The sequence below is a fragment of the Caulobacter sp. LjRoot300 genome (genome assembly GCF_964253875.1).
GTDB lineage: Bacteria > Pseudomonadota > Alphaproteobacteria > Caulobacterales > Caulobacteraceae > Caulobacter.
Window position 1 is genome coordinate 62,243 of sequence record NZ_CAXUSA020000007.1, and the last position, 22,039, is coordinate 84,281.

General features: G+C 69.4%; 30 protein-coding genes and 1 pseudogene. 21 read left to right on the forward strand and 10 right to left on the reverse strand.

The genetic code is table 11. The features are described from left to right. Nucleotides 1-12: 12 nt before the first annotated feature. Nucleotides 13-849 carry a class I SAM-dependent methyltransferase gene (locus tag ACSQ2G_RS20860; RefSeq protein ID WP_436034159.1) on the reverse strand — a complete coding sequence of 279 codons (837 nt, stop codon included), beginning with the start codon at nt 847-849 and terminating at the stop codon, nt 13-15. Between the two features lie 68 nt (nt 850-917). On the opposite strand from ACSQ2G_RS20860, the gene ACSQ2G_RS20865 reads away from it, so the two are divergent. Beyond that, the gene (locus ACSQ2G_RS20865) at nt 918-1,340 is read left to right on the forward strand and encodes a helix-turn-helix domain-containing protein (protein ID WP_436034161.1); all 423 of its coding nucleotides are present in this window, start codon (nt 918-920) and stop codon (nt 1,338-1,340) included. Between the two features lie 48 nt (nt 1,341-1,388). Next, the gene (locus ACSQ2G_RS20870; protein WP_436034163.1) at nt 1,389-2,429 is read left to right on the forward strand and encodes a lysine-2,3-aminomutase-like protein; all 1,041 of its coding nucleotides are present in this window, start codon (nt 1,389-1,391) and stop codon (nt 2,427-2,429) included. A 149-nt stretch (nt 2,430-2,578) separates the two neighbouring features. On the opposite strand, the gene fba is transcribed toward ACSQ2G_RS20870, so the two are convergent. The 4 genes from fba to gap all read right to left on the reverse strand — a co-directional run bounded on the left by fba (nt 2,579) and on the right by gap (nt 6,374). Then, nucleotides 2,579-3,670: a class II fructose-bisphosphate aldolase gene (gene fba, locus ACSQ2G_RS20875; RefSeq protein ID WP_436034165.1), complete on the reverse strand. Its 1,092-nt coding sequence runs from the start codon at nt 3,668-3,670 to the stop codon at nt 2,579-2,581. Between the two features lie 169 nt (nt 3,671-3,839). Continuing rightward, nucleotides 3,840-5,042: a phosphoglycerate kinase gene (locus ACSQ2G_RS20880; RefSeq protein WP_436034167.1), complete on the reverse strand. Its 1,203-nt coding sequence runs from the start codon at nt 5,040-5,042 to the stop codon at nt 3,840-3,842. A gap of 1 nt (nt 5,043) precedes the next feature. Continuing rightward, nucleotides 5,044-5,367 (reverse strand): hypothetical protein, encoded by a 324-nt coding sequence (locus tag ACSQ2G_RS20885; protein ID WP_436034169.1) that lies wholly within the window; start codon nt 5,365-5,367, stop codon nt 5,044-5,046. Beyond that, entirely contained in the window at nt 5,367-6,374 is a 1,008-nt protein-coding gene (gene gap, locus ACSQ2G_RS20890; RefSeq protein WP_436034171.1) for a type I glyceraldehyde-3-phosphate dehydrogenase, read from the reverse strand. Before gap ends, ACSQ2G_RS20885 begins: the two co-directional genes overlap by 1 nt. A gap of 229 nt (nt 6,375-6,603) precedes the next feature. On the opposite strand from gap, the gene ACSQ2G_RS20895 reads away from it, so the two are divergent. Together ACSQ2G_RS20895 and ACSQ2G_RS20900 are read left to right on the forward strand one after the other, a co-directional pair. Then, entirely contained in the window at nt 6,604-7,065 is a 462-nt protein-coding gene (locus ACSQ2G_RS20895) for a hypothetical protein (protein WP_436034173.1), read from the forward strand. A gap of 3 nt (nt 7,066-7,068) precedes the next feature. Next, nucleotides 7,069-7,395, forward strand: a complete 327-nt coding sequence (locus ACSQ2G_RS20900; RefSeq protein ID WP_012284839.1) for a cell division protein ZapA — start codon at nt 7,069-7,071, stop codon at nt 7,393-7,395. Nucleotides 7,396-7,494: 99 nt separating this feature from the next. Here ACSQ2G_RS20900 and ACSQ2G_RS20905 read toward each other — a convergent pair whose 3' ends face one another. Then, nucleotides 7,495-8,622, reverse strand: coding sequence for a PLP-dependent aminotransferase family protein (locus tag ACSQ2G_RS20905; protein ID WP_436034175.1), 1,128 nt, complete (start codon nt 8,620-8,622; stop codon nt 7,495-7,497). 114 nt (nt 8,623-8,736) lie between these two features. On the opposite strand from ACSQ2G_RS20905, the gene ACSQ2G_RS20910 reads away from it, so the two are divergent. From ACSQ2G_RS20910 to ACSQ2G_RS20930, 5 genes are all read left to right on the forward strand, one after another. Then, complete coding sequence (locus ACSQ2G_RS20910; protein WP_436034177.1) at nt 8,737-9,150, forward strand: MarR family winged helix-turn-helix transcriptional regulator; 414 nt, start codon at nt 8,737-8,739, stop codon at nt 9,148-9,150. A gap of 421 nt (nt 9,151-9,571) precedes the next feature. Beyond that, nucleotides 9,572-9,763 carry a hypothetical protein gene (locus ACSQ2G_RS20915; RefSeq protein WP_436034178.1) on the forward strand — a complete coding sequence of 64 codons (192 nt, stop codon included), beginning with the start codon at nt 9,572-9,574 and terminating at the stop codon, nt 9,761-9,763. A gap of 70 nt (nt 9,764-9,833) precedes the next feature. Beyond that, nucleotides 9,834-10,394 (forward strand): hypothetical protein, encoded by a 561-nt coding sequence (locus ACSQ2G_RS20920; protein ID WP_436034180.1) that lies wholly within the window; start codon nt 9,834-9,836, stop codon nt 10,392-10,394. A gap of 7 nt (nt 10,395-10,401) precedes the next feature. Beyond that, the gene (locus ACSQ2G_RS20925) at nt 10,402-11,016 is read left to right on the forward strand and encodes a 5-formyltetrahydrofolate cyclo-ligase (protein WP_436034182.1); all 615 of its coding nucleotides are present in this window, start codon (nt 10,402-10,404) and stop codon (nt 11,014-11,016) included. 3 nt (nt 11,017-11,019) lie between these two features. After that, nucleotides 11,020-11,841, forward strand: coding sequence for a TIGR00282 family metallophosphoesterase (locus ACSQ2G_RS20930; protein WP_436034184.1), 822 nt, complete (start codon nt 11,020-11,022; stop codon nt 11,839-11,841). A gap of 164 nt (nt 11,842-12,005) precedes the next feature. Here the strand turns inward: ACSQ2G_RS20930 and ACSQ2G_RS20935 are convergent, their stop codons facing one another. Continuing rightward, nucleotides 12,006-12,527 (reverse strand): hypothetical protein, encoded by a 522-nt coding sequence (locus tag ACSQ2G_RS20935; protein ID WP_436034186.1) that lies wholly within the window; start codon nt 12,525-12,527, stop codon nt 12,006-12,008. 129 nt (nt 12,528-12,656) lie between these two features. Here ACSQ2G_RS20935 and ACSQ2G_RS20940 point away from each other — a divergent pair, with 129 nt between their 5' ends. The 8 genes from ACSQ2G_RS20940 (at nt 12,657) to ruvB (ending at nt 18,548) form a co-directional block, all read left to right on the forward strand. Beyond that, entirely contained in the window at nt 12,657-13,070 is a 414-nt protein-coding gene (locus tag ACSQ2G_RS20940; RefSeq protein ID WP_436034188.1) for an organic hydroperoxide resistance protein, read from the forward strand. 230 nt (nt 13,071-13,300) lie between these two features. After that, nucleotides 13,301-14,056, forward strand: a complete 756-nt coding sequence (locus ACSQ2G_RS20945) for a YebC/PmpR family DNA-binding transcriptional regulator (RefSeq protein ID WP_028038035.1) — start codon at nt 13,301-13,303, stop codon at nt 14,054-14,056. A 178-nt stretch (nt 14,057-14,234) separates the two neighbouring features. Then, nucleotides 14,235-14,636, forward strand: coding sequence for an MgtC/SapB family protein (locus ACSQ2G_RS20950; protein WP_436034190.1), 402 nt, complete (start codon nt 14,235-14,237; stop codon nt 14,634-14,636). Beyond that, nucleotides 14,615-14,923, forward strand: coding sequence for a hypothetical protein (locus ACSQ2G_RS20955; RefSeq protein WP_436034192.1), 309 nt, complete (start codon nt 14,615-14,617; stop codon nt 14,921-14,923). Before ACSQ2G_RS20950 ends, ACSQ2G_RS20955 begins: the two co-directional genes overlap by 22 nt. Before the next feature lie 105 nt (nt 14,924-15,028). Beyond that, entirely contained in the window at nt 15,029-15,964 is a 936-nt protein-coding gene (locus tag ACSQ2G_RS20960; RefSeq protein ID WP_436034194.1) for a nucleoside hydrolase, read from the forward strand. Between the two features lie 253 nt (nt 15,965-16,217). Next, on the forward strand, nt 16,218-16,739 hold the full coding sequence (ruvC, locus tag ACSQ2G_RS20965; protein WP_436034301.1) for a crossover junction endodeoxyribonuclease RuvC: 522 nt from the start codon (nt 16,218-16,220) through the stop codon (nt 16,737-16,739). Continuing rightward, entirely contained in the window at nt 16,736-17,347 is a 612-nt protein-coding gene (ruvA, locus tag ACSQ2G_RS20970; protein WP_436034195.1) for a Holliday junction branch migration protein RuvA, read from the forward strand. Before ruvC ends, ruvA begins: the two co-directional genes overlap by 4 nt. A gap of 154 nt (nt 17,348-17,501) precedes the next feature. Further along, nucleotides 17,502-18,548 (forward strand): Holliday junction branch migration DNA helicase RuvB, encoded by a 1,047-nt coding sequence (ruvB, locus tag ACSQ2G_RS20975; RefSeq protein ID WP_310031947.1) that lies wholly within the window; start codon nt 17,502-17,504, stop codon nt 18,546-18,548. 1 nt (nt 18,549) lies between these two features. On the opposite strand, the gene ACSQ2G_RS20980 is transcribed toward ruvB, so the two are convergent. Together ACSQ2G_RS20980 and ACSQ2G_RS20985 are read right to left on the reverse strand one after the other, a co-directional pair. Further along, nucleotides 18,550-18,822, reverse strand: coding sequence for a type II toxin-antitoxin system RelE/ParE family toxin (locus ACSQ2G_RS20980; protein WP_310087106.1), 273 nt, complete (start codon nt 18,820-18,822; stop codon nt 18,550-18,552). A gap of 4 nt (nt 18,823-18,826) precedes the next feature. Then, nucleotides 18,827-19,003: a CopG family transcriptional regulator gene (locus ACSQ2G_RS20985; RefSeq protein WP_436034196.1), complete on the reverse strand. Its 177-nt coding sequence runs from the start codon at nt 19,001-19,003 to the stop codon at nt 18,827-18,829. Between the two features lie 61 nt (nt 19,004-19,064). Here ACSQ2G_RS20985 and ACSQ2G_RS20990 point away from each other — a divergent pair, with 61 nt between their 5' ends. Beyond that, on the forward strand, nt 19,065-19,505 hold the full coding sequence (locus ACSQ2G_RS20990) for a YbgC/FadM family acyl-CoA thioesterase (RefSeq protein WP_436034197.1): 441 nt from the start codon (nt 19,065-19,067) through the stop codon (nt 19,503-19,505). A gap of 20 nt (nt 19,506-19,525) precedes the next feature. Here ACSQ2G_RS20990 and ACSQ2G_RS20995 read toward each other — a convergent pair. Next, a pseudogene (locus ACSQ2G_RS20995) lies at nt 19,526-19,667 on the reverse strand (hypothetical protein). A 146-nt stretch (nt 19,668-19,813) separates the two neighbouring features. Between ACSQ2G_RS20995 and tolQ the strand changes: the two are divergent. From tolQ to ACSQ2G_RS21010, 3 genes are all read left to right on the forward strand, one after another. Next, nucleotides 19,814-20,512 carry a protein TolQ gene (gene tolQ, locus ACSQ2G_RS21000; RefSeq protein ID WP_436034198.1) on the forward strand — a complete coding sequence of 233 codons (699 nt, stop codon included), beginning with the start codon at nt 19,814-19,816 and terminating at the stop codon, nt 20,510-20,512. A 4-nt stretch (nt 20,513-20,516) separates the two neighbouring features. Then, nucleotides 20,517-21,035: an ExbD/TolR family protein gene (locus ACSQ2G_RS21005; RefSeq protein WP_310087117.1), complete on the forward strand. Its 519-nt coding sequence runs from the start codon at nt 20,517-20,519 to the stop codon at nt 21,033-21,035. A gap of 170 nt (nt 21,036-21,205) precedes the next feature. Further along, on the forward strand, nt 21,206-22,027 hold the full coding sequence (locus ACSQ2G_RS21010; protein WP_436034199.1) for an energy transducer TonB: 822 nt from the start codon (nt 21,206-21,208) through the stop codon (nt 22,025-22,027). The last annotated feature ends 12 nt before the right edge of the window (nt 22,028-22,039 follow it).

The following is a 22,039-nucleotide window of genomic DNA, read 5'->3' on the forward strand; positions in this document are numbered from 1 at the left end:
CGTAAGAAGCGCCTAGCCCCGCCCCCGCACCATCCAGCACGCCGCCGTGAACCGCGCCGCGCCGTCGGTCACGAAGGGTTCGAAGCCGCGCCGGGCCGCCTCGACCACCGCGCGTCGGCGGTCCTCGTCCAGGCTCGGCAGCACCAGGCTCACCGGCCCCATGCGGGCGGCGTAGGTATCCAGGGCCGGCGTCGGCATCGCGCAGGCCACGTCCAGCGGCTCGAGGTCGACGTCCCGCCACCCGGCGGCCGACAGGATCCCGCTCACTCGTTCGGGATCGGCGAAGGCGAACTGGCCGGGCGCGGCGGGGTCGCGCGGCGGCGCTTGCGGCAGCAGCGGGGCGGCGGCCCGTTCGGCCGCGGTCATGAACGGGTTCTCCGCCGCGCTGCGCCAGACGATCATCGCCAGCCTGGCGTCCGGCCGCGCCGCGCGCCGCAGGTTGGCGAAGGCGGCGACCGGGTCGTCGAAGAACATCACCCCGAACCGCGAGATCACCGCGTCGAAGGTCGCGGGCGGGAAGGCGTGCTGCTGGGCGTCGGCGACGAGGAAGTCGGCGTTGTCGACCCCGGTCTCGACCGCCTTGCGCCGCGCGAGCTCGATCAGCGGCGCGGAGATGTCAGCGCCGGTGCAGCGGCCTTGCGCGCCCAGGCTCCGCGCCACGGCGAAGGTGGTCGCGCCGGCCCCACAGCCGATGTCGAGCACCGCGTTGGCGCCCTGGACCGCGTCCGCCAGCAACGGCTCGAACGGCGCGAACAGGCGATCGAGCATGGCGTTCTGCTCGACCCAGGCCCGGCCAGCCCCGCTGTTCCAGTGTTCGGCCTGGGCCTGGTTGGCTTGCGGCTGGGTCATGCGATCCTCCTTGCGTTCCACGTCGGACATGAACCAAGCTACAACTTCAAGCTCACTTGAGGTCAATGGTGAAACTGCTCGATATCGCTGAGGTGGCCGCGGCGACCGGCATGGCGGCCTCCAGGCTGCGCTACTACGAGGAAAAGGGCCTGATTGCCTCGGTCGGCCGGCGGGGGCTGAAGCGCCTGTTCGAGGCCGGCGTGCTGGAGCGGCTGTCGCTGATCGCCCTGGCCCAGTCCGCCGGCTTCTCGCTGGACGAGATCGCCGGCATGGTCGACGAGGCGGGCCGGCCGCGCCTGGACCGCGCGCAGCTGTCGGCCAAGGCCGACGACCTGGACCGGACGATCCGCCGCCTCTCCGCCCTGCGCGACGGTCTGCGCCACGCCGCCGCCTGTCCCGCCCCCAGCCACATGGAATGCCCGACCTTCCGGCGGCTGCTGAAGGGCGCGGTGGAGACCCGCCGCCGGCCCTTCGTGGAGGACCTGGCTTAAAGCCGCCGCATTGCTCCGGACGCCCTAATCGGCCATACCGCCGGCCTCATGACCGCCGTCCGCACCCTTCGCAGCGCCGCCGCCCTGGCCGAGGCCGGCCTGATCGCCCCCGGGCGCCTGCCGGCCCTGGAGGCGGTGGCGGCGCGCTATGCGGTGGCGATCACCCCGGACATGGCCGAGCTGATCGACCCGGCCAACGAAGGCGACCCGATCGCCCGCCAGTTCCTGCCGTCGGAGGCCGAGCTGCTGGAAAGCCCGGGCGAGGTCGCCGACCCGATCGGCGACGCCGCCCACAGCCCGGTCGAGGGCGTCGTCCACCGCTATCCCGACCGCGTGCTGCTCAAGCCCACCCACACCTGCGCGGTCTATTGCCGGTTCTGCTTCCGGCGCGAGGTGGTCGGGCCCGAGGGCCTGGCCAACCTGACCCCGGCCCAGCTGGACGCCGCCTTCGCCTACATCGCCGCCCGTCCGGAGATCTGGGAGGTGATCGTCACCGGCGGCGACCCGCTGGTGCTGTCGCCGCGCCGACTGGGCGACCTGGGCGAGCGGCTGGCGGCCATCGACCACGTCAAGGTCGTGCGCTTCCATACCCGCGTGCCGGCGGTCGACCCGGCGGCGGTCACCGACGCCCTGGTCGCGGCCCTGAAGGCCAGCGGCAAGACGGTCTATGTCGCCCTGCACGCCAACCACATCCGCGAGCTGACCCCGGCGGCGCGGGCGGCCTGCGCCCGGATCATCGACGCCGGCATCCCGATGCTGAGCCAGACCGTGCTGCTGAAGGGCGTCAACGACGACCCCGAGGCGCTGGGCGCCCTGATGCGCGGCTTCGTCGAGAGCCGCATCCGGCCCTACTACCTGCACCACGGCGACCACGCCCCGGGCACCGCCCATCTGCGGACCACGGTCGAGGAGGGCCGCGCCCTGATGCGGGCCATCCGCGGCCGGTTCTCGGGCCTGTGCCAGCCGACCTACGTGCTGGACATCCCCGACGGCCACGGCAAGGTGCCGATCGGACCCGACTACCTGGCCGTCGAGGGCGAGGTCGAGGATCCGAACGGCGGGGTTCATGCCTATCCGCCTAAGGGATAGCGCTCGGCGGTTGGGGACACGCACAAGTGCATGTCCCCGTTCCGGGGCTGGGGACATGCACTTGTGCGTGTCCCCAACAACGCCCCAAACGAAGAAGGCCTCCCGGGTCTCCCCGGAAGGCCTCGTCGTCTCAGCGGTGAACCACGGCTCTACTCCGCCGCCGCCTTCTTGGCCGCCGCGCCGAACTTGGCGTTCAGTTCGCCGGACACGTAGCGCTTGGCCATGGCCGCGGTGGGCAGCGGCTTGATCCTGTCGGCGTGGCCGGCCGAGCCGAACTGCACGAAGCGGTCCTGGCAGACCTGGCGCATGGCCTCCTTGGCGGGCTTGAGATAGGCGCGCGGGTCGAACTCGTGCGGCTTCTCGGTCAGGATCTTGCGGATCGCGCCGGTGATGGCCAGGCGGTTGTCGGTGTCGACATTGACCTTGCGCACGCCGTGCTTGATGCCGCGCTGGATCTCTTCCACCGGCACGCCCCAGGTCTGGGGAATGGCGCCGCCGTACTGGTTGATGATGTCCTGCAGCTCCTGCGGCACCGAGCTGGAGCCGTGCATCACCAGGTGGGTGTTGGGCAGGCGCTGGTGGATCTCCTCGATCACGTTCATGGCCAGGACGTCGCCGTCCGGCTTGCGCGTGAACTTGTAGGCCCCGTGGCTGGTGCCCATGGCGATGGCCAGGGCGTCGACACCGGTGGCCTGGACGAAGTCGACCGCCTGGTCGGGGTCGGTCAGCAGCTCGTCATGGCTGAGCACGCCCTCGAAGCCGTGACCGTCCTCGGCCTCGCCCATGCCGCTCTCCAGCGAGCCCAGCACGCCCAGCTCGCCCTCGACCGACACGCCGCAGGCGTGGGCCATCTCGACCACCTTGCGGGTGACCTCGACGTTGTACTCGTAGGTGGCGGGGGTCTTGGCGTCCTCCATCAGCGAGCCGTCCATCATCACCGAGGTGAAGCCGTACTGGATCGCCGTGGCGCAGGTGGCCGGGCCGTTGCCGTGGTCCTGGTGCATGCACACCGGGATGTTGGGATAGATCTCGGCCAGGGCGTCGATCATCCGGGCCAGCATGATGTCGTTGGCGTAGCTGCGCGCCCCGCGCGAGGCCTGGATGATGACCGGGGAGTTGACGGCTTCCGCCGCCTCCATGATCGCCAGGCCCTGTTCCATGTTGTTGATGTTGAAGGCGGGCAGCGCGTAGTCGTGCTCCGCCGCATGATCCAGCAACTGTCTTAGCGTGATCCTCGCCACGTGGTGTTCTCCTGCAAGCGTGAAGTGATTTGGACGGTTTCTTGTTTTTGGGGCCCGGCGCTGATGCGCTCTTTGCCCAATGGTCCGGACCCTGCGATCCGAATGGTCGACCCGGCCCGCCTGCGTGGGCGCGCCGTGGTCCGGTTTTCCTCCGTCAGTCCGCGCGGCCCTAGGCTTCGAGGGCGGCGACGCCGGGAAGCGTCTTGCCCTCCATCCACTCCAGGAACGCGCCGCCGGCGGTCGAGACGAAGGTGAAATCGCCCGAAACGCCGGCGTGGTTCAACGCCGCCACGGTATCACCCCCGCCCGCGACGGCCACGATCTTACCCGACTTGGCGAGTTTGGCGGCGTGTTTTGCCGCCGAAACGGTCGCTTCGTCGAAGGGAGGCACCTCGAAAACGCCCAAGGGGCCGTTCCAGATCAATGTCTGGCTCAAATCCATGGCTTCGATCAGCCGCTGGGCGCTCTTGGGGCCGGCGTCGAGGATCAGGTCGTCGGCCTGGACCTCGGAAAGGTCGCGGGTCTGCGCGTCGACGCCCGGGGCGACCTTCTTGGCCACGACCACGTCGATCGGCAGCAGCAGCTCGCAGCCGCTCTTCTGCGCCGTGGCGATGATCTGGCGGGCGGTGTCGGCCAGGTCCTTTTCGCAGAGGCTGCCGCCGACGTCGTGGCCCTGGGCGAACAGGAAGGTGTTGGCCATGCCGCCGCCGATCGCCAGGCGGTCCAGCTTGGCGACCAGGTTGTTGAGCAGGTCGAGCTTGGTCGAGACCTTGGAGCCGCCGACGATGCCCAGCACCGGCTTCTTGGGGTTGCCGAGGGCGGCGTCCAGGGCGTCCAGCTCGCGCTGCATGGCCAGGCCCGGATAGGCCGGCAGGATGCGGGCCAGGGCTTCGGTGGAAGCATGCGCGCGGTGGGCGGCGCTGAAGGCGTCGTCGACATAGAGGTCGCCGTTCTCCGCCAGCTGGGCGGCGAAGGCGGGGTCGTTCTTCTCCTCGCCGGCGTGGAAGCGGACGTTCTCCAGCAGGGCCACGCCGCCGTTCTCCATGGCGTTGACGACCTCGGCGGCGGCCGGGCCGACGCAGTCGCTGGCGAAGGCCACTTCCTGCTCCAGCAGCTTGCCCAGCGGCTCGGCCACGAAGGCCAGGCTCATCTCCGGCACGACCTTGCCCTTGGGGCGGTCGAAGTGGGCCAGCAGGATGACCTTGGCGCCCTTGGTCGACAGGTAGTGGATGGTCGGCAGGGCCGCGCGCAGGCGGGTGTCGTCGGTGACTTGATTGCCATTGGGCCCGCCGTCGACGGGCACGTTGAAGTCCACCCGGACCAGGGCGCGCTTGCCGGCGAGATCGGCGGTGTCGAGGGTGCGGAAGGGCATGTCAGGAACCTGTGGCGATGGCGTTCACGATGAGCGCGCCAGGCATGGCCGTCAGCAGACAAAGCAGGCTGACGGCGCCGGCGGCGGCGATCTTGAGTTTGCGGGAGGCATGCTGCGTCAGCAGGCCGATGGTCTCGGCGATGGCGCGAAGATAGAGCGCCATGAGGGCGGCGCAGACCAGGGCGGTCGTCCACCAGCCAAGGCCGGGCGGATGTCCGCCTTGCAAGGCGGTAGCGACCTGGATGACGACCATGGCCGTCAAATAGCAGGCGGCGCCCGCCAGGGGACCGAAAAGTCCGATCCCGGCGAGCGCCGCCCAGCGCATCAGAGGAACTTCGCCATCACCAGGGCCGTGTCGGCCATGCGGGTCGCGAAGCCCCACTCGTTGTCGTACCAGCTGAGCACGCGGACCAGCTTGCCCTCGATGACCTGGGTCTGGGGCAGGGCGGCCGTCGAGCTGGCGGCGATGTGGTTCAGGTCCGACGAGACCAGCGGGTCGGTGGTGGTGAACAGCACGCCGTTCATGTCGCCGTCGGCGGCGGCCTTCAGGGCGGCGTTGACCTCGTCGACCGTGGTGTCGCGCGAGGGCACGACCTTCAGGTCGATGACCGAGACGTTCGGGGTCGGCACGCGGATCGAGCTGCCGTCCAGCTTGCCCTTCAGGGCCGGCAGCACCAGGCCCAGGGCCTTGGCGGCGCCGGTCGAGGTCGGGATCATGCTGAGGGCCGCGGCGCGGGCGCGGTAGAGGTCCTTGTGCATGGTGTCCAGCGTCGGCTGGTCGCCGGTGTAGCTGTGGATCGTGGTCATGTAGCCGCGCTCGATGCCGACCAGGTCGTGCAGCACCTTGGCCACCGGGGCCAGGGCGTTGGTAGTGCACGAGCCGTTCGAGACGACGATGTCCTCGGCGGTCAGGACGTCGTGGTTGACCTTGTAGACGATGGTCTTGTCGGCGCCGTCGGCGGGAGCCGAGACCAGCACGCGCTTGGCGCCGGCCTTCAGGTGCAGGGCGGCCTTGTCGCGGGCGGTGAAGATGCCGGTGCACTCGAAGGCGATGTCGACGTTCAGGTCCTTGTGCGGCAGCTCTTCGGGGTTACGGATCGCCGTGACCTTGATCTTGCCCAGGCCGACGTCGATCCAGTCCTCGCCCGAGGTGACCACGCCCGGGAAGCGGCCATGGACGCTGTCGTAGCGCAGCAGGTGGGCGTTGGTCTCGACCGGGCCCAGGTCGTTGATCGCGACGACCTCGATGTCGCGGCGCGCATGCTCGGCGATGGAACGCAGGACGAGACGTCCGATCCGGCCGAAGCCGTTGATGGCGACGCGAATGGCCATGAGGTCTTTCTCCTAACGAGCGTCCGGCCGAGGCGACCGGCGTTACCTTGATTTTGCAGCGCGTTTTGCGGTGCGGGGCGGGGAAGTCAACCCCAAGAAACCTCTGCGAGCGCTCACATTGGATGACCTATTGTTATCCGCGCGGTTTCGTCGCCCAATTGTCGCCATGGCGGGTGGCGAAGCAGGCCGCAGTCTATATGTTGCGCTGCATGACCGTTGGACGATGCCGATGACCCCGGGCGAAGGGAACGCCCTCGAACTGGCCGCGCGCCGCCTGGAGCGCGCCGTCAGCCAGCTTGAGCAGAAGATCACGGCCGAGCGCACCGCGCGCTTGGCCGCGTTTTCGGCCGCCGCCGCGGCGGCCTCGTCGGGCGCGTCGTCGGACACTCCCCCCGGCGTCCCCAGCCTGTTCGACGCCGACGCCCAGGCCCAGGCGGAGTCCAAGGCCGCGCGCCTGGCGCTCGACCTGGAAGCCGCCCGGGCTCGCGAGAAGGCGCTGGAAGAAGCCGGCGAGCAGGCCTCCGAGGCCCTGGGCCGCGCCATCGCCGAGATCCGCGCCGCCCTGGGCGACGAGAGCCTGATCACCGAAGGCGTCCATGACGACGAGGACGACCAGGACGAGGGCGCCGAGGCGAGCGACCTGTTCGGCGACCTCGACCACGATGACGGCGTCACGGAACGGGAGGCCTGAGCCATGGCCCAACTGACCATCCAGGTGAACGGCCGGCCCTACACCGTCGGCTGCGAGGACGGGCAGGAAGCCCACCTGCTGGAGATCGCCCGCCTGTTCGATCGCCAGGTCCGCCAGGTCAGCCAGGACGTCGGCCAGTTGGGCGAGACGCGGCTGTTCCTGATGGGCGCCCTGCTGCTGGCCGACGAACTGTCGGACCTGAAGCTGCGCCTGGCCCACGCCCAGTCGGAACTGGCTCGCCTGCAGACCGAACAGACCCGCGTCGAGATCCGCGCCATAAAGGCCCTGGACGCCGCCTCCGAGAAGATCGAGGCCCTGGTCCAGGGATAGCGGCGTTCGCGCAAGAGTGCTCCCGATGGGGACAGGCGCATGCGCCTGTCCCCGGCTCTGGCTCGGGGACATGCACTTGTGCGTGTCCCCACCAACATCCTAGATCTCCCCCAGCGCCTCCGCGATCACCGCCAGCCCCCGCTCGGCGGCCTCCGGCTCGGCCAGGCTGAAGTTCAGGCGGATGGTGGGCGAAGCGCCGCCTTCGGCCAGGAAGTGGCTGCCCGGGGTGAACAGCACGCCGCGCGCGACGCAGCGCTTCAGCAGGGCCTCGATGTCGATGCCATCGGCCAGCGTCAACCAGAAGAACAGCCCGCCCGGCGGCAGGGACCACGACGCCCGGTTGCCCAGATGGCGGGTCAGGGCGTCGGCGAACGCGTCGCGCTTGCGGCGATAGAGGGCGGCGACCTGGTCCATCCGCGCGGCCCGGCCGGGATCGTTCAGATATTGCAGCACCATCCATTGGCTGAGCCGGTTGGTGTGCAGGTCGGCGGCCTGCTTCAGCTGGACCAGCAGCGGGAACAGGTCGGGCGAGGCGGTCAGGTAGCCCAGGCGCAGGCCCGGGGCGACGGTCTTGGAGAACGAACCCTGATAGATCCACGACCCGCCGGTCAGGCCGGCGCAGACCGGCCGGCGCTCGCAGGGTTCGTAGACCAGGTCGCGATAGGGATCGTCCTCGAACAGGATCACGTCCTGGGCCTGGCAGGCCGCCGCCATGGCCTGGCGCTCCTCGGCGGTCCAGCAATGGCCCGACGGGTTCTGGAAGGTGGGGATGACGTAGGCCATCGAGGGCGGGGCCATGGCCGGCGGCGTCTCGCCCCAGCGGGCCCCGGGCGCGCTCCGGTCGATGATCTCGAACCGCGCGCCGTAGAAGCGGAACACCTGCAGGGCGGCCAGGTAGGCGGGCGACTCCACCGCCAGGGCCGTGCCGGCGTCGACCACCAGCTTGGCGGCCAGGTCGATGCCCTGCTGCGAGCCCGACAGCACCATCACCCGGTCGGGCGCGGTGTCCAGCCCCAGGGCGGCCAGGTCCTGGGCGATCCTGGCGCGCAGGGCGGGCTCGCCCTCGGTGGGGCCGTATTGCAGCAGTTCGCGCGGCGGCGGCGGCAGGTCCAGGCCGGCGAAGGTCTCGGGCGAGGGCAGGCCGCCGGCGAACGAGATCATGCCCGGGCGCTGCGACACGTTCAGCATCTCGCGGACCGGCGAGGGTTTGATATCCGAACTGCGCATCGACAGCCGCGCCATGGCTCACCTTTCAACAGTGTCAATGATCTTGACCTATCGACACGATGAGCGCGTCAGCCCTATTGTGTCAATATGGTTGACCTGGATGATCCTGCCTCTGTGGGCGATCTGCACGATGCGATCGAGCAATTCTATTTCGCCTATCGCGGCTTTACCGATCGTCCAGACCGGATTCTGGAGCGGCGGGGCCTGGGGCGGGTGCACCACCGGATCCTCTATTTCATCGGCCGCCGGCCCGAGGTGTCGGTGCGCGGCCTGCTGGACCTGCTGGCCGTCAGCAAGCAGGCCCTGAACGCGCCGCTGCGCCAGCTGATGGAGATGGACCTGGTCCGCGCCGAGGCCTCGACCCAGGACCGCCGCGTCAAGCGCCTGGCCCTGACGGACGCCGGCCGCAAGCTGGAAGCCGAACTCACCGAAGCCCAGACCCGGCACCTGCGCGCCGCCTTCGACCGGGCGGGGGCGGAGGCGCAGCAGGGGTGGCGCGCGGTGATGGGAGAGATGATCAAGGGCTAACCCTTCTAGATCCTCCCCCTGTGGGGGAGGTGTCGGCGAAGCCGACGGAGGGCGGAGTGATCGGTAGCCGGCCGGATCTCGGATCCTCGATCCGACAAATCCCCCCACCGGCCTTCGGCCGCCTCCCCCACAGGGGGAGGGTCTATCCAGCGGTCTGCGACAACCTTCCCCTGGCGCCCGAGGCCCCGAACGCCTATCTTCCCTCTCGGCGGGTCAGCTGTGGCCCTCGTCGAAGATTTCTATTCCCAGGGACCTTAATCTCTCTATCGGGACCTGTTCCCTCCCGTGGCCGTGGCTGCGGGAACACGGGGCCCACCTGTAACTAACAGGTTCGAGTGGATTGAAACGTCTTCACGGTTCTTCACGGCGCCGCCACCTTTCTTCACTTGTTCACTCTCTGTTTCATGCCATAATTCCGGCCATGGCGACTGCGCGCAAGACATCGACCACCCGCTCGGCGAAGGCCGACGTCAGCCGGCAGGATCGCGCTGTCGTGTATCGGGGGATCACGATCCAGCCCATGGTCGGAAAACGTTCCGCGATCGCCGAGGTCATCCGGGAAGGGTTCCGGACAATGAACGATACGACGCGTGACGCCGCGTCCAAGGGTTAGGTTTCCGGCGGCCCGATCCGTCTTCATAAACTGTCCGTTCGATAGCGACTTCCAGCCGATCTTCCGGGCGATGGTCTTCACGATCGTCCTGTCGGGCTATTATCCTCGTTGCGCGCTGGATTCCACCGACGGCGCCGAGGTCCGCATCGACAAGATCGCCCGGATGATCGGCGAGTGTGACTGGGGCATACACGACCTGTCGCGGGTCGAGGTCGAACGGGGCGCCCTGCCTCGGTTCAACATGCCGATGGAGCTTGGACTTCACCTCGGCGCCCGATTGCTCGGCGAGCCGCGTCATCGCCGCAAGCGTGCGTTGATCCTGGACGCCGATCGCCATCGCTACGACGCCGCCCTCTCGGATATCAGCGGCCAGGACATCGAGTCGCACGGCAACGATCCGGATGAGGCGATCCGCTGTGTTCGCGACTGGCTTTCGGACCATCGCGCCCGCGATGCGCCGCCCTTGCCTGGCGCCGGCGCGATGCGCGAGGACTACCGACTTTTCAACGCCGAACTCGCAACCCTGCTGTCTCCCCGCCGGCTCGATCCCGGGACGCTGACGCACAGCGATTTCGTGTACGCCATCCATGCCTGGGTCCAGTTTCGCGCTGACCGCGAACTGATCGGATGAGGGCTTCATGACGATCGCCGATCCCGCCGCCGCCAAGACCGCCCTGCGAGTGTTCGTCCGCGACCGCCGCAAGGCCCTGGCGCGCGAGCATCCCGAGGCCGATCGCGCGGTCGTCGACATGGCCCGGGGGCCGCTGACGCAGCGCTTCCCCGATCCGCGCGGCCGGGTCGCGGCCGTCTATCACGGCCTGGGCTCGGAGCTTTCGGCCCTGCCCCTGGCCGACTGGCTGGCGAGCGCCGGCTGGACCCTGGCCCTGCCCAGCGTCGAGGGCGTCGGCCCTGAAAGACCCGACGGCCGCATGGTCTATCGGCGCTGGACGCCGGGCGAGGCCCTGGCCCGCGACGCCATCGGCCTGGTCGCCCCGAGCGGCGAGCAGCCGATCGTCGAGCCCGACCTGGTGGTCACGCCGCTGCTGGCCTTCGACCGCCAGGGACGGCGGCTGGGCCAGGGCGGCGGCTATTACGACCGGGCGCTGGCGGTCCTGCGCGCCCGCAAGAGCGTCTTCGTGCTGGGCCTGGCCTATGTGGGCCAGGAGACACACGGCCTGCCCGATGAGCCGCACGACCAACGATTGGACGCCATCCTGACGGAAAGCGAGTATATCGCCGTCCAAGAGGACTAATTCATGCGTTTTGCTTTCTTCGGCGACGTCGTGGGCAAGTCGGGCCGCGACGGCCTGGCCGACCACCTGCCCGCCCTGCGCCGCCAACTCGGGCTCGAGTTCGTGATCATCAACGCCGAGAACGCCGCCGCCGGCTTCGGCATCACCGAGAACACCGCGCGCGAGCTGTTCGAGGCCGGGGCCGACTGCCTGACCCTGGGCAATCACAGCTGGGACCAGCGCGAGGCCCTGACCTACATTGTTCGAGAACCGAGACTGATAAGGCCGGCCAACTACCCGATCCTGTCGGACGCGCCGGGCAAGGGCAGCCACCTGTTCCAGACCGAGGGCGGCCGGACGATCATGGTCATCAACCTGCTGGGCCGGGTGCACATGGACGCCATGGACGACCCGTTCGCCGCCGCCGACCGCGAGCTGGACAAGGCCCCGCTGGGCCAGGTGGCCGACGCGGTGGTGGTCGACATGCACTGCGAGGCCACCTCGGAGAAGATGGCCATGGGCCACTATTGCGACGGCCGCGCCTCGCTGGTGGTCGGCACCCACACCCACGTGCCGACCGCCGACGCCCAGATCCTGCCCGGCGGCACCGCCTACCAGACCGACGCCGGGGCCTGCGCCGACTATGACAGCGTGATCGGCAACCAGAAGGAAGAGCCCCTGCGGCGCTTCACCACCAAGATCAGCGGCGGCCGCTACACCCCCGCCAGCGGCCCGGCCACGGTCTGCGGCGTGTTCGTCGAGACCGACGACCGCACGGGCCTGGCGGTCCGCGTCGAGCCGATCCGGGTGGGCGGACGGCTGAAGGAGGCTGTGCCGGAGGTGTGATGAGGGCGTCTAGCGACGCGGCGGCTTGTTGGAGGCCTGAGGCGGTGGAGCGGGTCGGGTTGGTGCAGTCCCCGCCGGCATAGGGACATTCACCTTGAACGTTGGGAATATCGTACCGCGTTCGACAAAGCGTCCACCGCTGGGGGTTTTAGGGTCGTTATGGTTCACGGCGCGACCTCGTCATCGAAGGTGATCCTAAGATAGCTTTCGGCTTCCTGTTCCGCTAGCGCGATGAGCTTCGGGTCGGGCTCGAAACCTTCAGGGAAATGCTTACGTTCGGCGTCCAGCTGCAGCTTGCGTAGTTTCTGCAGCCGTTTGCTAACCTCTTGGTCGGTCAGCCGCCCCGCGTAGATGTCGGTCCATTCCGCATCGGCGTCTATCCAGATTGTCTCCATCGCGATGGTCAGATCGCTGGCGGCGCGATGCAGCTTGGCAAATGGAAAAACACCCTTAAGGGCGTCGAGCAGCTGCGCTGCGGCGATGATGCCCGCCCAGAGAAATGGAAAATCCTTCCACACTACCCAGCCGGCGATTGCACCGCTGGAGCTCACGGCCTTGATCAGTTCGATCGTGCGCACCTGCTTGGCTAGGCGATTACGATAAAGGCGCATGTAAACGCTGGCGGCTTTCACCTGTCTCAGTTGCGCCCAATAGAGATTTGGGAGTTGAGCTGGTTGTGTGGCCATCGCGCGATCTCTGGGTGTGTTGTTCTTAAGGGTTGTATTTCGCCGCACCCCAAGGTCAAGCTTTGGTTGTGTGTTGCCGTTGTCACCTACCAGGTGTCCATTTGAACTTTCGCAAAAGGAGCCCCCCCCATGACCGACGCCATCTACACCGCCCATGCCCACGCCGTCGGCGGCCGCCAGGGCACGGCCAAGACCGACGACGGCCACCTGGACGTCAAGCTGGCCTATCCCAAGTCGATGGGCGGCGACGGGAACGGCACCAATCCCGAGCAGCTGTTCGCGGCCGGCTACAGCGCCTGCTTCCTGGGCGCCCTGGGCCTGGTGGCCCGCAACCAGGGGGTCAAGCTGGGCGAGCACAGCCTGGACAGCGAGGTCGACCTGATCAAGGACGACGTCAGCTTCCACGTCGGCGTGCGCCTGACGCTGAACGCCCCGGACCTGGACCGCGAGACGGCCGAAAAGCTGCTGCACGCGGCCCACGAGGTCTGCCCCTATTCCAAGGCGACGCGCGGCAATATCGAGGTGGTGCTGAAGGTGGCGTGAGGCACCAGATCCTCCCCCTGTGGGGGAGGTATCGGCGCAGCCGACGGAGGGGGGAGTGATCGGGCTCGGCCGTTTTGCGACAGCCCTCCGACGACTCCCCCCACCGGCCTTCGGCCGCCTCCCCCACGGGGGGAGGATCGGCTCTGCGCATCGCGGGGTGACAATACCCCGCTTCAGACGCTAGAAGCGCGCCCTACCTTTCACTTCGCAGACCAGAGAAGAGCCTCCGAATGGCCGGCCACTCGAAATTCAAGAACATCATGCACCGCAAGGGCCGCGCCGACGCCGCGCGGTCCAAGCTGTTCTCCAAGCTGTCGCGGGAGATCACCGTGGCGGCCAAGGCGGGCCTGCCCGACCCGAACATGAACCCGCGCCTGCGGCTGGCGGTGAACAACGCCAAGGCCGAGAGCCTGCCCAAGGACGTCATCGACCGCGCGATCAAGAAGTCGCAGATGGGCGACGCGGCCGACTACAGCGAGATCCGCTACGAGGGCGTGGCCGCCGGCGGCGTCGGGATCATCGTCGAGGTGCTGACCGACAACAGGAACCGCGCCGCCGCCAATGTCCGCTCCTACTTCACCAAGATGGGCGGCAACATGGGGGCCACCGGCTCGGTGACCTTCAACTACGACCGCGTCGGCCAGATCAGCTATCCGGCCAAGGCCGCCAGCGAAGACGCCATGATGGAAGCCGCCATCGAGGCCGGCGCCGACGACGTGGTCTCGGACCTGGACGAGGAGGGCGAGGGCCACACGGTCTACACCGCCTTCGAGGACCTCAACGAGGTGGCCGCCGCCCTGGAAGCCAAGTTCGGCCCGGCCAGCAACACCAAGATCGCCTGGCGCCCCAAGAGCCAGGTCCCGGTCACCGGCGACGCCGTGGCCACCCTGATGAAGCTGCTCGACGCGCTCAACGACGACGACGACGTCCAGGACGTCTACTCGAACGAAGAGATCAGCGACGAGGACGTGGCGAAACTGGGCTGATCCCGCCCGGGGACATGCACTTGTGCGTGTCCCCAGTTCGGACGCTGAGCTTCTTCTGCTGGGCTTGTTCCATCGAGGTCAGAAGTGGGGACACGCACAAGTGCATGTCCCCGGCCCTGCCCGGCCCTGCGTGAAAGGGGAGAGGGATCGCGGCTCCCCCTTCACCCGTTCCCTCCGCATGGACGCCCCCCTGCAACTGGCCATCCCCGTTCTCGGCGCCCTGGCGGCTGGCGGGGCGATCGGGTTCGAGCGGGAGTATCGGGCCCGGCCGGCGGGGTTGCGCACCCACATGCTCGTCGCCCTGGCCTCGGCACTGCTGATGCTGGGGGCCGTGCACCAGATCACCTGGCTGCAGGGCGCGCCCAACGAGGTGGTGCGCATCGACCCGGTCCGCATGGCCCACGGCATCCTGACCGGCGTCGGCTTCCTGTGCGGCGGGGTGATCTTCCAGCAGGGCGCCTCGGTGCACGGCCTGACGACGGCGGCCTCGCTGTGGATCACATCGGCGATCGGCACCCTGTTCGGGGTGGGGCTGTACGAGCGGCGGTCGGCGGCACGGTGCTGTCGCTGGTGGTGCTGAGCGCCGCCCGCTGGCTGGACCGCCACATGCCGCAGAAGAACTTCGCCGAGATCGTCGTGCGCTCGCGCCGCGAGGCGGTGATCGACGAGGCCGAGCTGCGGCGCATGCTGGACGCCTTCGACCTGCAAGGCGCGCGGGTCTGCCAGGAACTGGTCCAGGGCGGAGCGGTGTTCGAGCTGTCGGGGCCGTTCTCGGGCCGGGGCGTGCTGCGCCTGGACGAGCTGTCGGCGGCCCTGCGCGCCGATCCTCGGGTGCTGGAGTTCGCCATCCGGCCGCGCAAGGACTGACGGTCGCCGGTCGTCCCCGATCCTCGCCGTATATGAGCCTGATATGAGCTTGGGCGACGCCACGCCGTCTTCTCGCGACCGCCCCTCTCGCGCTATGCTGTCGCCATGCCGCTGCGCCTGCACATCGACACCGACTGCGGCGTGGACGACGCCCTGGCCCTGGCCATGCTGGCGCGTTCGCGCGACGTGGTGGAGATCGTCTCGGTCTCGGCGGTGTTCGGCAACACCTATGTCGACCAGGCCGCCGCCAACGCCCGCGGGGTGCTGCGCCTGGCCGGCTGCCCGGCCGAGGTCTATATCGGCGCCGGCTCCGGCGTGGCCAAGCGGCGGGTCGAGCGGATGCGCCCGGCCCACGGCGTGGACGGCCTGAACGGCGCGGGCTTTTCGCAGCGCTGGAAGCTGCCCGAGCTGGATCGCGGCCAGGGCGGCAGCCTGCTGGCCTTTCGCGCCCGCGCCAAGGTGGCCGGTCTCTTCCTGGGGCCGCTGACCAACCTGGCCCAGGGGTTGCTGGAGGACGCCGGCGCCTTCAAGGGCTGGGGGCCGACGATCATGGCCGGGGCCTTCTCCGTCGAGGGCAAGGCGGCCGGCGGGGCCGACTTCAACAGCTGGAGCGACGCCGAGGCCCTGGCCCGGGTGCTGGAGCGCGGGGTCCTGCCGCGGCTCGTGCCGCTGGACGTCAGCGTCAAGGTCACCCTGACCGCCCAGGCCATGGCCGAGGGCTCGGCCGCCTGCGGCACGCCGCTGTCGGCGCGGCTGAACAAGGCGATGGGGCCGTACATGGCCTTCCATCGGCGGGTCTGGGGCGTGGAGGACGGCTGCCACCCGCACGACGCTGTGGTCGCCGCCAGCGTCGTGGCCCCGGAGCTGTTCGTGTTCGAGCCCGCGCGCCTGCGGGTGCTGACCGACGGCGAGCACCTGGGCCGCATCGAGCGGATCGACGGCGAGCCCAACGCCGAGCTCTGCGTCGGCCTCGACGCGCCGGCCGTCGAGGCCCTGCTGCTGGCCCGGCTGTTCCGCGCCCCGGCGCTGAGTCCGGCCTGAGGCAGCGAGGGCGCGCGGTTCCTAACAGTTGTCATCCCGGAAGCCTCGCAGAGGCTGTCCGGGACCCAGGGGACTGGGCGGATGCGGTGCGGCTGTCCTGGGTCCTGGACAGCGCTGCGCGCTTCCGGGATGACAACCCGGGGGCGGAAGCGCTCGAACCCACGGGAGACGCGCTTTAAGCTTTCGTTAGGCAAGTCGCGTGTTTTGCTGGACCGCGTCCCGCGCCTTTTCTTCGGGCGGAATCCGGGCGATGGTGCGAGAACACATGATGAACGCGAATCGCATTCCGATCCGGATCCTGGGGCTCGACCCCGGCCTGCGCCGCACCGGCTGGGGCGTGCTCAGCGTCGAGGGCTCGCGCATGAGCCATGTCGCCCACGGGGTGATCGCCCCCGACGAGAAGGCCGACTTCGCCAGTCGCCTGCTGCATCTGTTCGAGGGCATCTGCGCGGTGATCGAGGAGCACAGGCCCGACGAGGCGGCGGTCGAGGAGGTGTTCCTCAACACCAACGCCCAGTCGACCTTGAAGCTGGGCCACGCCCGCGCCGCCGCCCTGATCGCCCCCGCGCGCGCGGGCCTGCTGGTGGCCGAATATTCGACCCGCCTGGTCAAGAAGGCGGTGGTCGGCACCGGGGCGGCCGACAAGGCCCAGATCGGCTTCATGATCGCCCGCCTGCTGCCGACGGCCGGCAAGACCACGGCCGACTGCGCCGACGCCCTGGCCGTCGCCATCACCCACGCCAACCTGCGCGTCGCCAACCGGAGAGTGGCATGATTGGTCGCCTACGCGGGGCCGTGGCCGAGGTCGGCGAGGAGGAGGCCCTGATCGACGTCATGGGCGTGGGCTATGTCGTGCGTTGCGGGTCGCGCACCCTGCAGCGCCTGCCGGCCCTGGGCGAGGAGGCCCTGCTGCACATCGAGAGCCAGTGGAGCGAGAGCGCCGGCCTGCGGCTCTATGGCTTCGGCACGCGCGAGGACCGCAAGGCCTTCGTGCTGCTGCAGGCTATCCAGGGCGTGGGCCCCAAGGCGGCCATGGCCGTGCTGGACGTGCTGTCGCCGGCCGAGCTGGCCTCGGCGGTGGCGCGCGAGGACAAGGCGGCGGTCGGCCGGGCCTCGGGCGTCGGTCCCAAGCTGGCCCTGCGGATCGTCACCGAGCTGAAGGACAAGCCGATCACCGACGGGCCGGTGCTGATGACCGCGCCGTCGACGCCGTCGGCCCCCGCCAAGCCGGCCCCGACCGGTGACGCCGTCGCGGCGCTGATGGGCCTGGGCGTGGCCGAGGTCAATGCGCGGCGGGTGGTGGAAGCCGCCGCCGCCAAGCTGGGCGACGAGGCGACGGTGCAGGCGCTGATCAAGGCGGGTTTGCAGGAGTTGGGGCGGTGAGCGTTCGTCACACTCCCCCCACCGGCCCTTCGGGCCGCCTCCCCCACGGGGGGAGGGGCTGTGTGCCTAGCCCCTCCCCCCGTGGGGGAGGTGTCGGCCCCCGGGTCCGGCCAAAGGCCGGCCCGAGGATAAACTCCGCCGACGGAGGGGGGATATGACCCGCATCATCTCCGGCGAGCCCCAACACGGCGAGACCATCCCCACGGCCTCCGACCGCGCCATGCGCCCGCAGACCCTGGCCGAGTTCGTCGGCCAGGAGCAGGCCAAGGGTAATCTCCGCATCTTCATCGAGGCGGCCAAGGGCCGGGGCGAGGCCCTGGACCACGTGCTGCTGTTCGGCCCGCCGGGCCTGGGCAAGACCACCCTGGCCCAGATCGTCGCCCGCGAGCTGGGCGTCAATTTCCGCGCCACCTCGGGCCCGGTGCTGAACAAGGCCGGCGACCTGGCGGCGATCCTGACCAACCTGGAAGCCAACGACGTCCTGTTCATCGACGAGATCCACCGCCTGCCCTCGACCGTGGAGGAGATCCTCTATCCGGCCATGGAGGACCATGTGCTGGACCTGGTGATCGGCGAGGGGCCCTCGGCGCGCTCGATCCGCATCGACCTGGCCCCCTTCACCCTGGTGGCGGCCACCACCCGGGCCGGCATGCTGGCCACGCCCCTGCGCGACCGCTTCGGCATCCCGATCCGGCTGGAGTTCTACACCCCGGCCGAGCTGCGCCACGTGCTGCTGCACGCCGCCCGCAAGATGGGCGCGCCGCTGTCGGACGACGGGGCCGACGAGATCGCCAAGCGGGCCCGGGGCACGCCGCGCGTCGCCGGCCGCCTGCTGCGCCGGGTCCGCGATTTCGCCGCCGCCGACGGGGCGACCGTGATCGACCGCAAGGCGGCGGGGATGGCCCTGGCGAGACTTGAGGTCGACGAGAGCGGGCTCGACAGCCTGGACCGCCGCTACCTGCGGGCCATGATCGACAACTACGGCGGCGGCCCGGTGGGCGTGGAGACCATCGCCTACGCCATCGCCGAGGCCCGCGACGCGGTCGAGGACGTGATCGAGCCCTATCTGATGCAGCAGGGCTTCATCCAGCGCACCCCGCGCGGCCGGATGGCCTGCGGCAAGGCTTATCTGCACCTGGGCCTGGCCGAGCCGGTCTCGGCGCCGAAGATCGTGCAGGGCGGACTGTTCGGGGAAGACTAGCTCAGTCCGGACGCTGCGCGCCGTGGCGGATGCGCAGGATCACAACGGCCTCGTCCGAGAACCGGTAGCGGATCAGGTACGGATGGATCGTGGCCAGTTCGCGCAGGCCCCGCGAGGCGGCTCGGCCGCGTTCGGGATGCTCGACCAGGCTGTTGGCCGCCGTCTGCAAACGCTGGGCCAGGCGCGCGGCGGCCGGCGCGTTGAAGCCCGCGACATAGGTGAAGATGCTGTCGAGGTTGGCTATGGCTTCGGCTGTCCAGATGACCCGACGCAATCCCTCAGTCGCCTACCTTGGGCGGCGGGATCGGCGCGCCGTTCGCCCAGGACGCCAGCCAGCGGCTGACCGCCTCGTGACTGATCACGCGGCCCGCCGCGACATCGGCCTCGGCGCGCGCATCGGCGGCGGCTTCCGCGTCGTCGTCGATCTCATCGAACAGGGAGGGCTCGATTTTCATGAGCCGAACATAGCACTACAAGGGCGAGAGCCCAATACGCCGCGCCCGACCGGAGCCCAGGATGATCGAACCCACCGCCGGCGTCTTCGACGGCCGCGAGCACCAGTTGCCCGTGCGCATCTATTACGAGGACACCGATTTTTCCGGCATCGTCTACCACGCCAACTACCTGCGCTATTTCGAGCGGGGGCGGAGCGATTTCTTCCGCAGGATCGGCATCTCGCACACCGCCCTGCACGCGGCCGACACCGCCTTCGCGATCATCCGCATGGAGCTGGACTTCAAGCGCTCGGCCCGGATCGACGACGCCCTGCTGGTGCGCACCACCTATGACCGGGTCAAGGGCCCGCGCCTGTACGTCAGCCAGAAGATCACCCGCGGCGACCAGATGATCGTCCAGGCGGCCGGCGAGGCGGTCTGCATCACCCTGGACGGTCGCCCCCGCAAACCGACGGCGGAGATGCTGGGCCAGCTGGCGCCGTGGCTCGGGGCGAAGGACTAGCGCCGCGGACGCCCCCTCCGTCACGCCGCTGCGCGACGCGCCACCTCCCCCGTTGCACGGGGGAGGAGAAAGATGCGGCGTCCTCCTCACCCGCATCGCGGGGGAGGTGGCGCGATGCGGATACGCATCGTGACGGAGGGGGCGTCCCAAGGTGAAGCTCAACGCGTCACCATCAAAAAACCCCCGCCCTCAACGATCGTCATAGTTTCACCATTGCCCCGCTTCATGTCAGTAAGGCGCAACGGAACCCCGGGAGGTGCGCTATTCACCTTCCACGATACTGACGCCCCAACGGAGCAGGACCCCGCATGGACGCCGCCGCAGGCCCCCAGAGCTTTTCCTTCATTTCGCTGTTCCTCCAGGCCGATTGGGTGGTCAAGGCGGTGATGATCGGCCTGATCCTGGCCTCGCTGGGCTCGTGGGCGGTGATCATCGACAAGCTGTTCCGCTTCGCGGGCCTGAACGCGGCCGCCAACCGATTCGAGGATCAGGTCGGCTCGGGCCAGGGGCTGGAGGAGGTGGCCGCCCAGGCCGGCAGCAATCCGCGCCATCCGCTGCCGCGCATGCTGCAGGCGGCGCTGAAGGAATGGCGCGAGGCCAAGGCCAAGGGGCCGATCGGCGAGGCCCAGGCGGCCTTCCTGATCCAGCGCATCGACCGGATGCTGGACAGCCTGATCTCACGCGAGACCGGCAAGGCCGAGGATGGGCTGGGCAGCCTGGCCATCGTCGCCACGGCCAGCCCGTTCATCGGCCTGTTCGGCACGGTCTGGGGCATCATGCACGCCTTCCAGAACATCGCCCTGTCGAAGAACACCTCGCTGGCCGTGGTCGCCCCGTCGATCGCCGAGGCCCTGTTCGCCACCGCCATCGGCCTGATCGCCGCCATCCCGGCCTATATCGCCTACAACAAGTTCTCGACCGACGCGGGCAAGTACGCCGGCCGGCTGGAGAACTTCGCCGACGACCTGTCGACGGCCATCCAGCGCCGCCTGAGCGAGCGGGTCTAGTCGCATGGCCATGTCCGCCAACGACGCCTTCGCCACCGGCGGTCGTCGCGGTCGCCGCCGCGGCCGGCGGGGCAAGGGCGCCCTGTCCGAGATCAACGTCACCCCGCTGGTCGACGTGATGCTGGTGTTGCTGATCATCTTCATGATCAGCGCCCCGCTGCTGACCGCCGGCGTGCCGCTGGAACTGCCCAAGACCGAGGCCGCCGCCCTGCAGAACCAGCAGGAGCCGATCACGGTGTCGATCAAGGCCGACGGCGCGGTGTTCATCGGCGAGGGCGAGGTGCCCTTCAACGAGCTGGCCCCGCGCATCTCGTCGATCGCCGGCGACGGCTACGACAAGCCGATCTTCGTGCGCGCCGACGGCAAGGCCAACTACGCGACCGTGGCCCAGGTGATGGCGGCGCTGTCGAACGCCGGCTTCGCCAAGATCAACCTGCTGACCGACACCGGCGGCCCGTCCTCGGGCGCCGCGGCCAAGACCCCGGGCGCTTCCGACGCGGGCGCCCTGCGTCCGGCGCAGTGACGGTTGGCGCCCATGGTCCTTACTTCCGCTCATCCCGGCGAACGCCGGGACCCAGATCCCAAAGCGGTGTGGATGACTGGAGGCGCTCGGCGCTGTTTGGCGTCAGCCTCGAAGCCATTCCATCTGGGTCCCGGCGTTCGCCGGGATGAGCGGATCATGGGGTGGTTCGCATGAGCCATCGCGAAGACCGCACCAACTTCTCCCCCGCCCTGGTCGGGTCGATCGGCCTCCACGTCCTGGTGGTGGCCGCGATCCTGATCGGGCCGTGGAAGCCGTCCAAGCCGGTGATCATCGGCGAGAGCGTGCCGGTGACCATCGTCACCGAGGGCCCCACCAACGTGCGGCCGGCGATCGAGGACGTGCAGGACCAGACGGCCCAGACCGAGGAGCCGACGCCCGAGGCCACGCCCCAGCCGCCGGCCCCGGTGCCCGCGCCCGTGCCTACTCCCGCCCCGGCCCCGCCGAAGACCGCGCCGACGCCGACCCCGACGCCCAAACCGCCCGCGCCGAAACCGCCGCCGCCCAAGCCGGCCAAGCCCGAGCCCGACTTCTTCGCCTCGCTGGAAAAGACCCTGGCCAAGACGCCCAAGGCGACCGGCAAGCCGGTGGCCAACGCGGCCAAGGGCCCGACCCGTCCGGAGACCGCCACCCAGGCCCGTCCCGGCGCCGGGGCGATGACCGGCCTGCAGGCCGCCGCCATCAACGGCATGAAGGACGAGATCCAGCGCCGCTGGAACCCCAATTGCGAGGTCGAGGGCGGGGCGGCCGTGCAGGTCAAGGTCAGCTTCAAACTGGCCACCGGCGGGCGCATCGTCGGCCAGGTGACGGCCGCCGACGCCGAACGCTCGCCCGACCCGGTGGTCAAGGCCGCCGCCGACCGGGCGATCCGCGCGGTCTACCAGTCGGCGCCGTTCGAGGGCCTGCCGCCCGACTATTACGGCCAGCAACTCAATTTGAACTTCAAGGCGCGCGACGCTTGCGCGGCGCGATAGGGAGGATGCCCA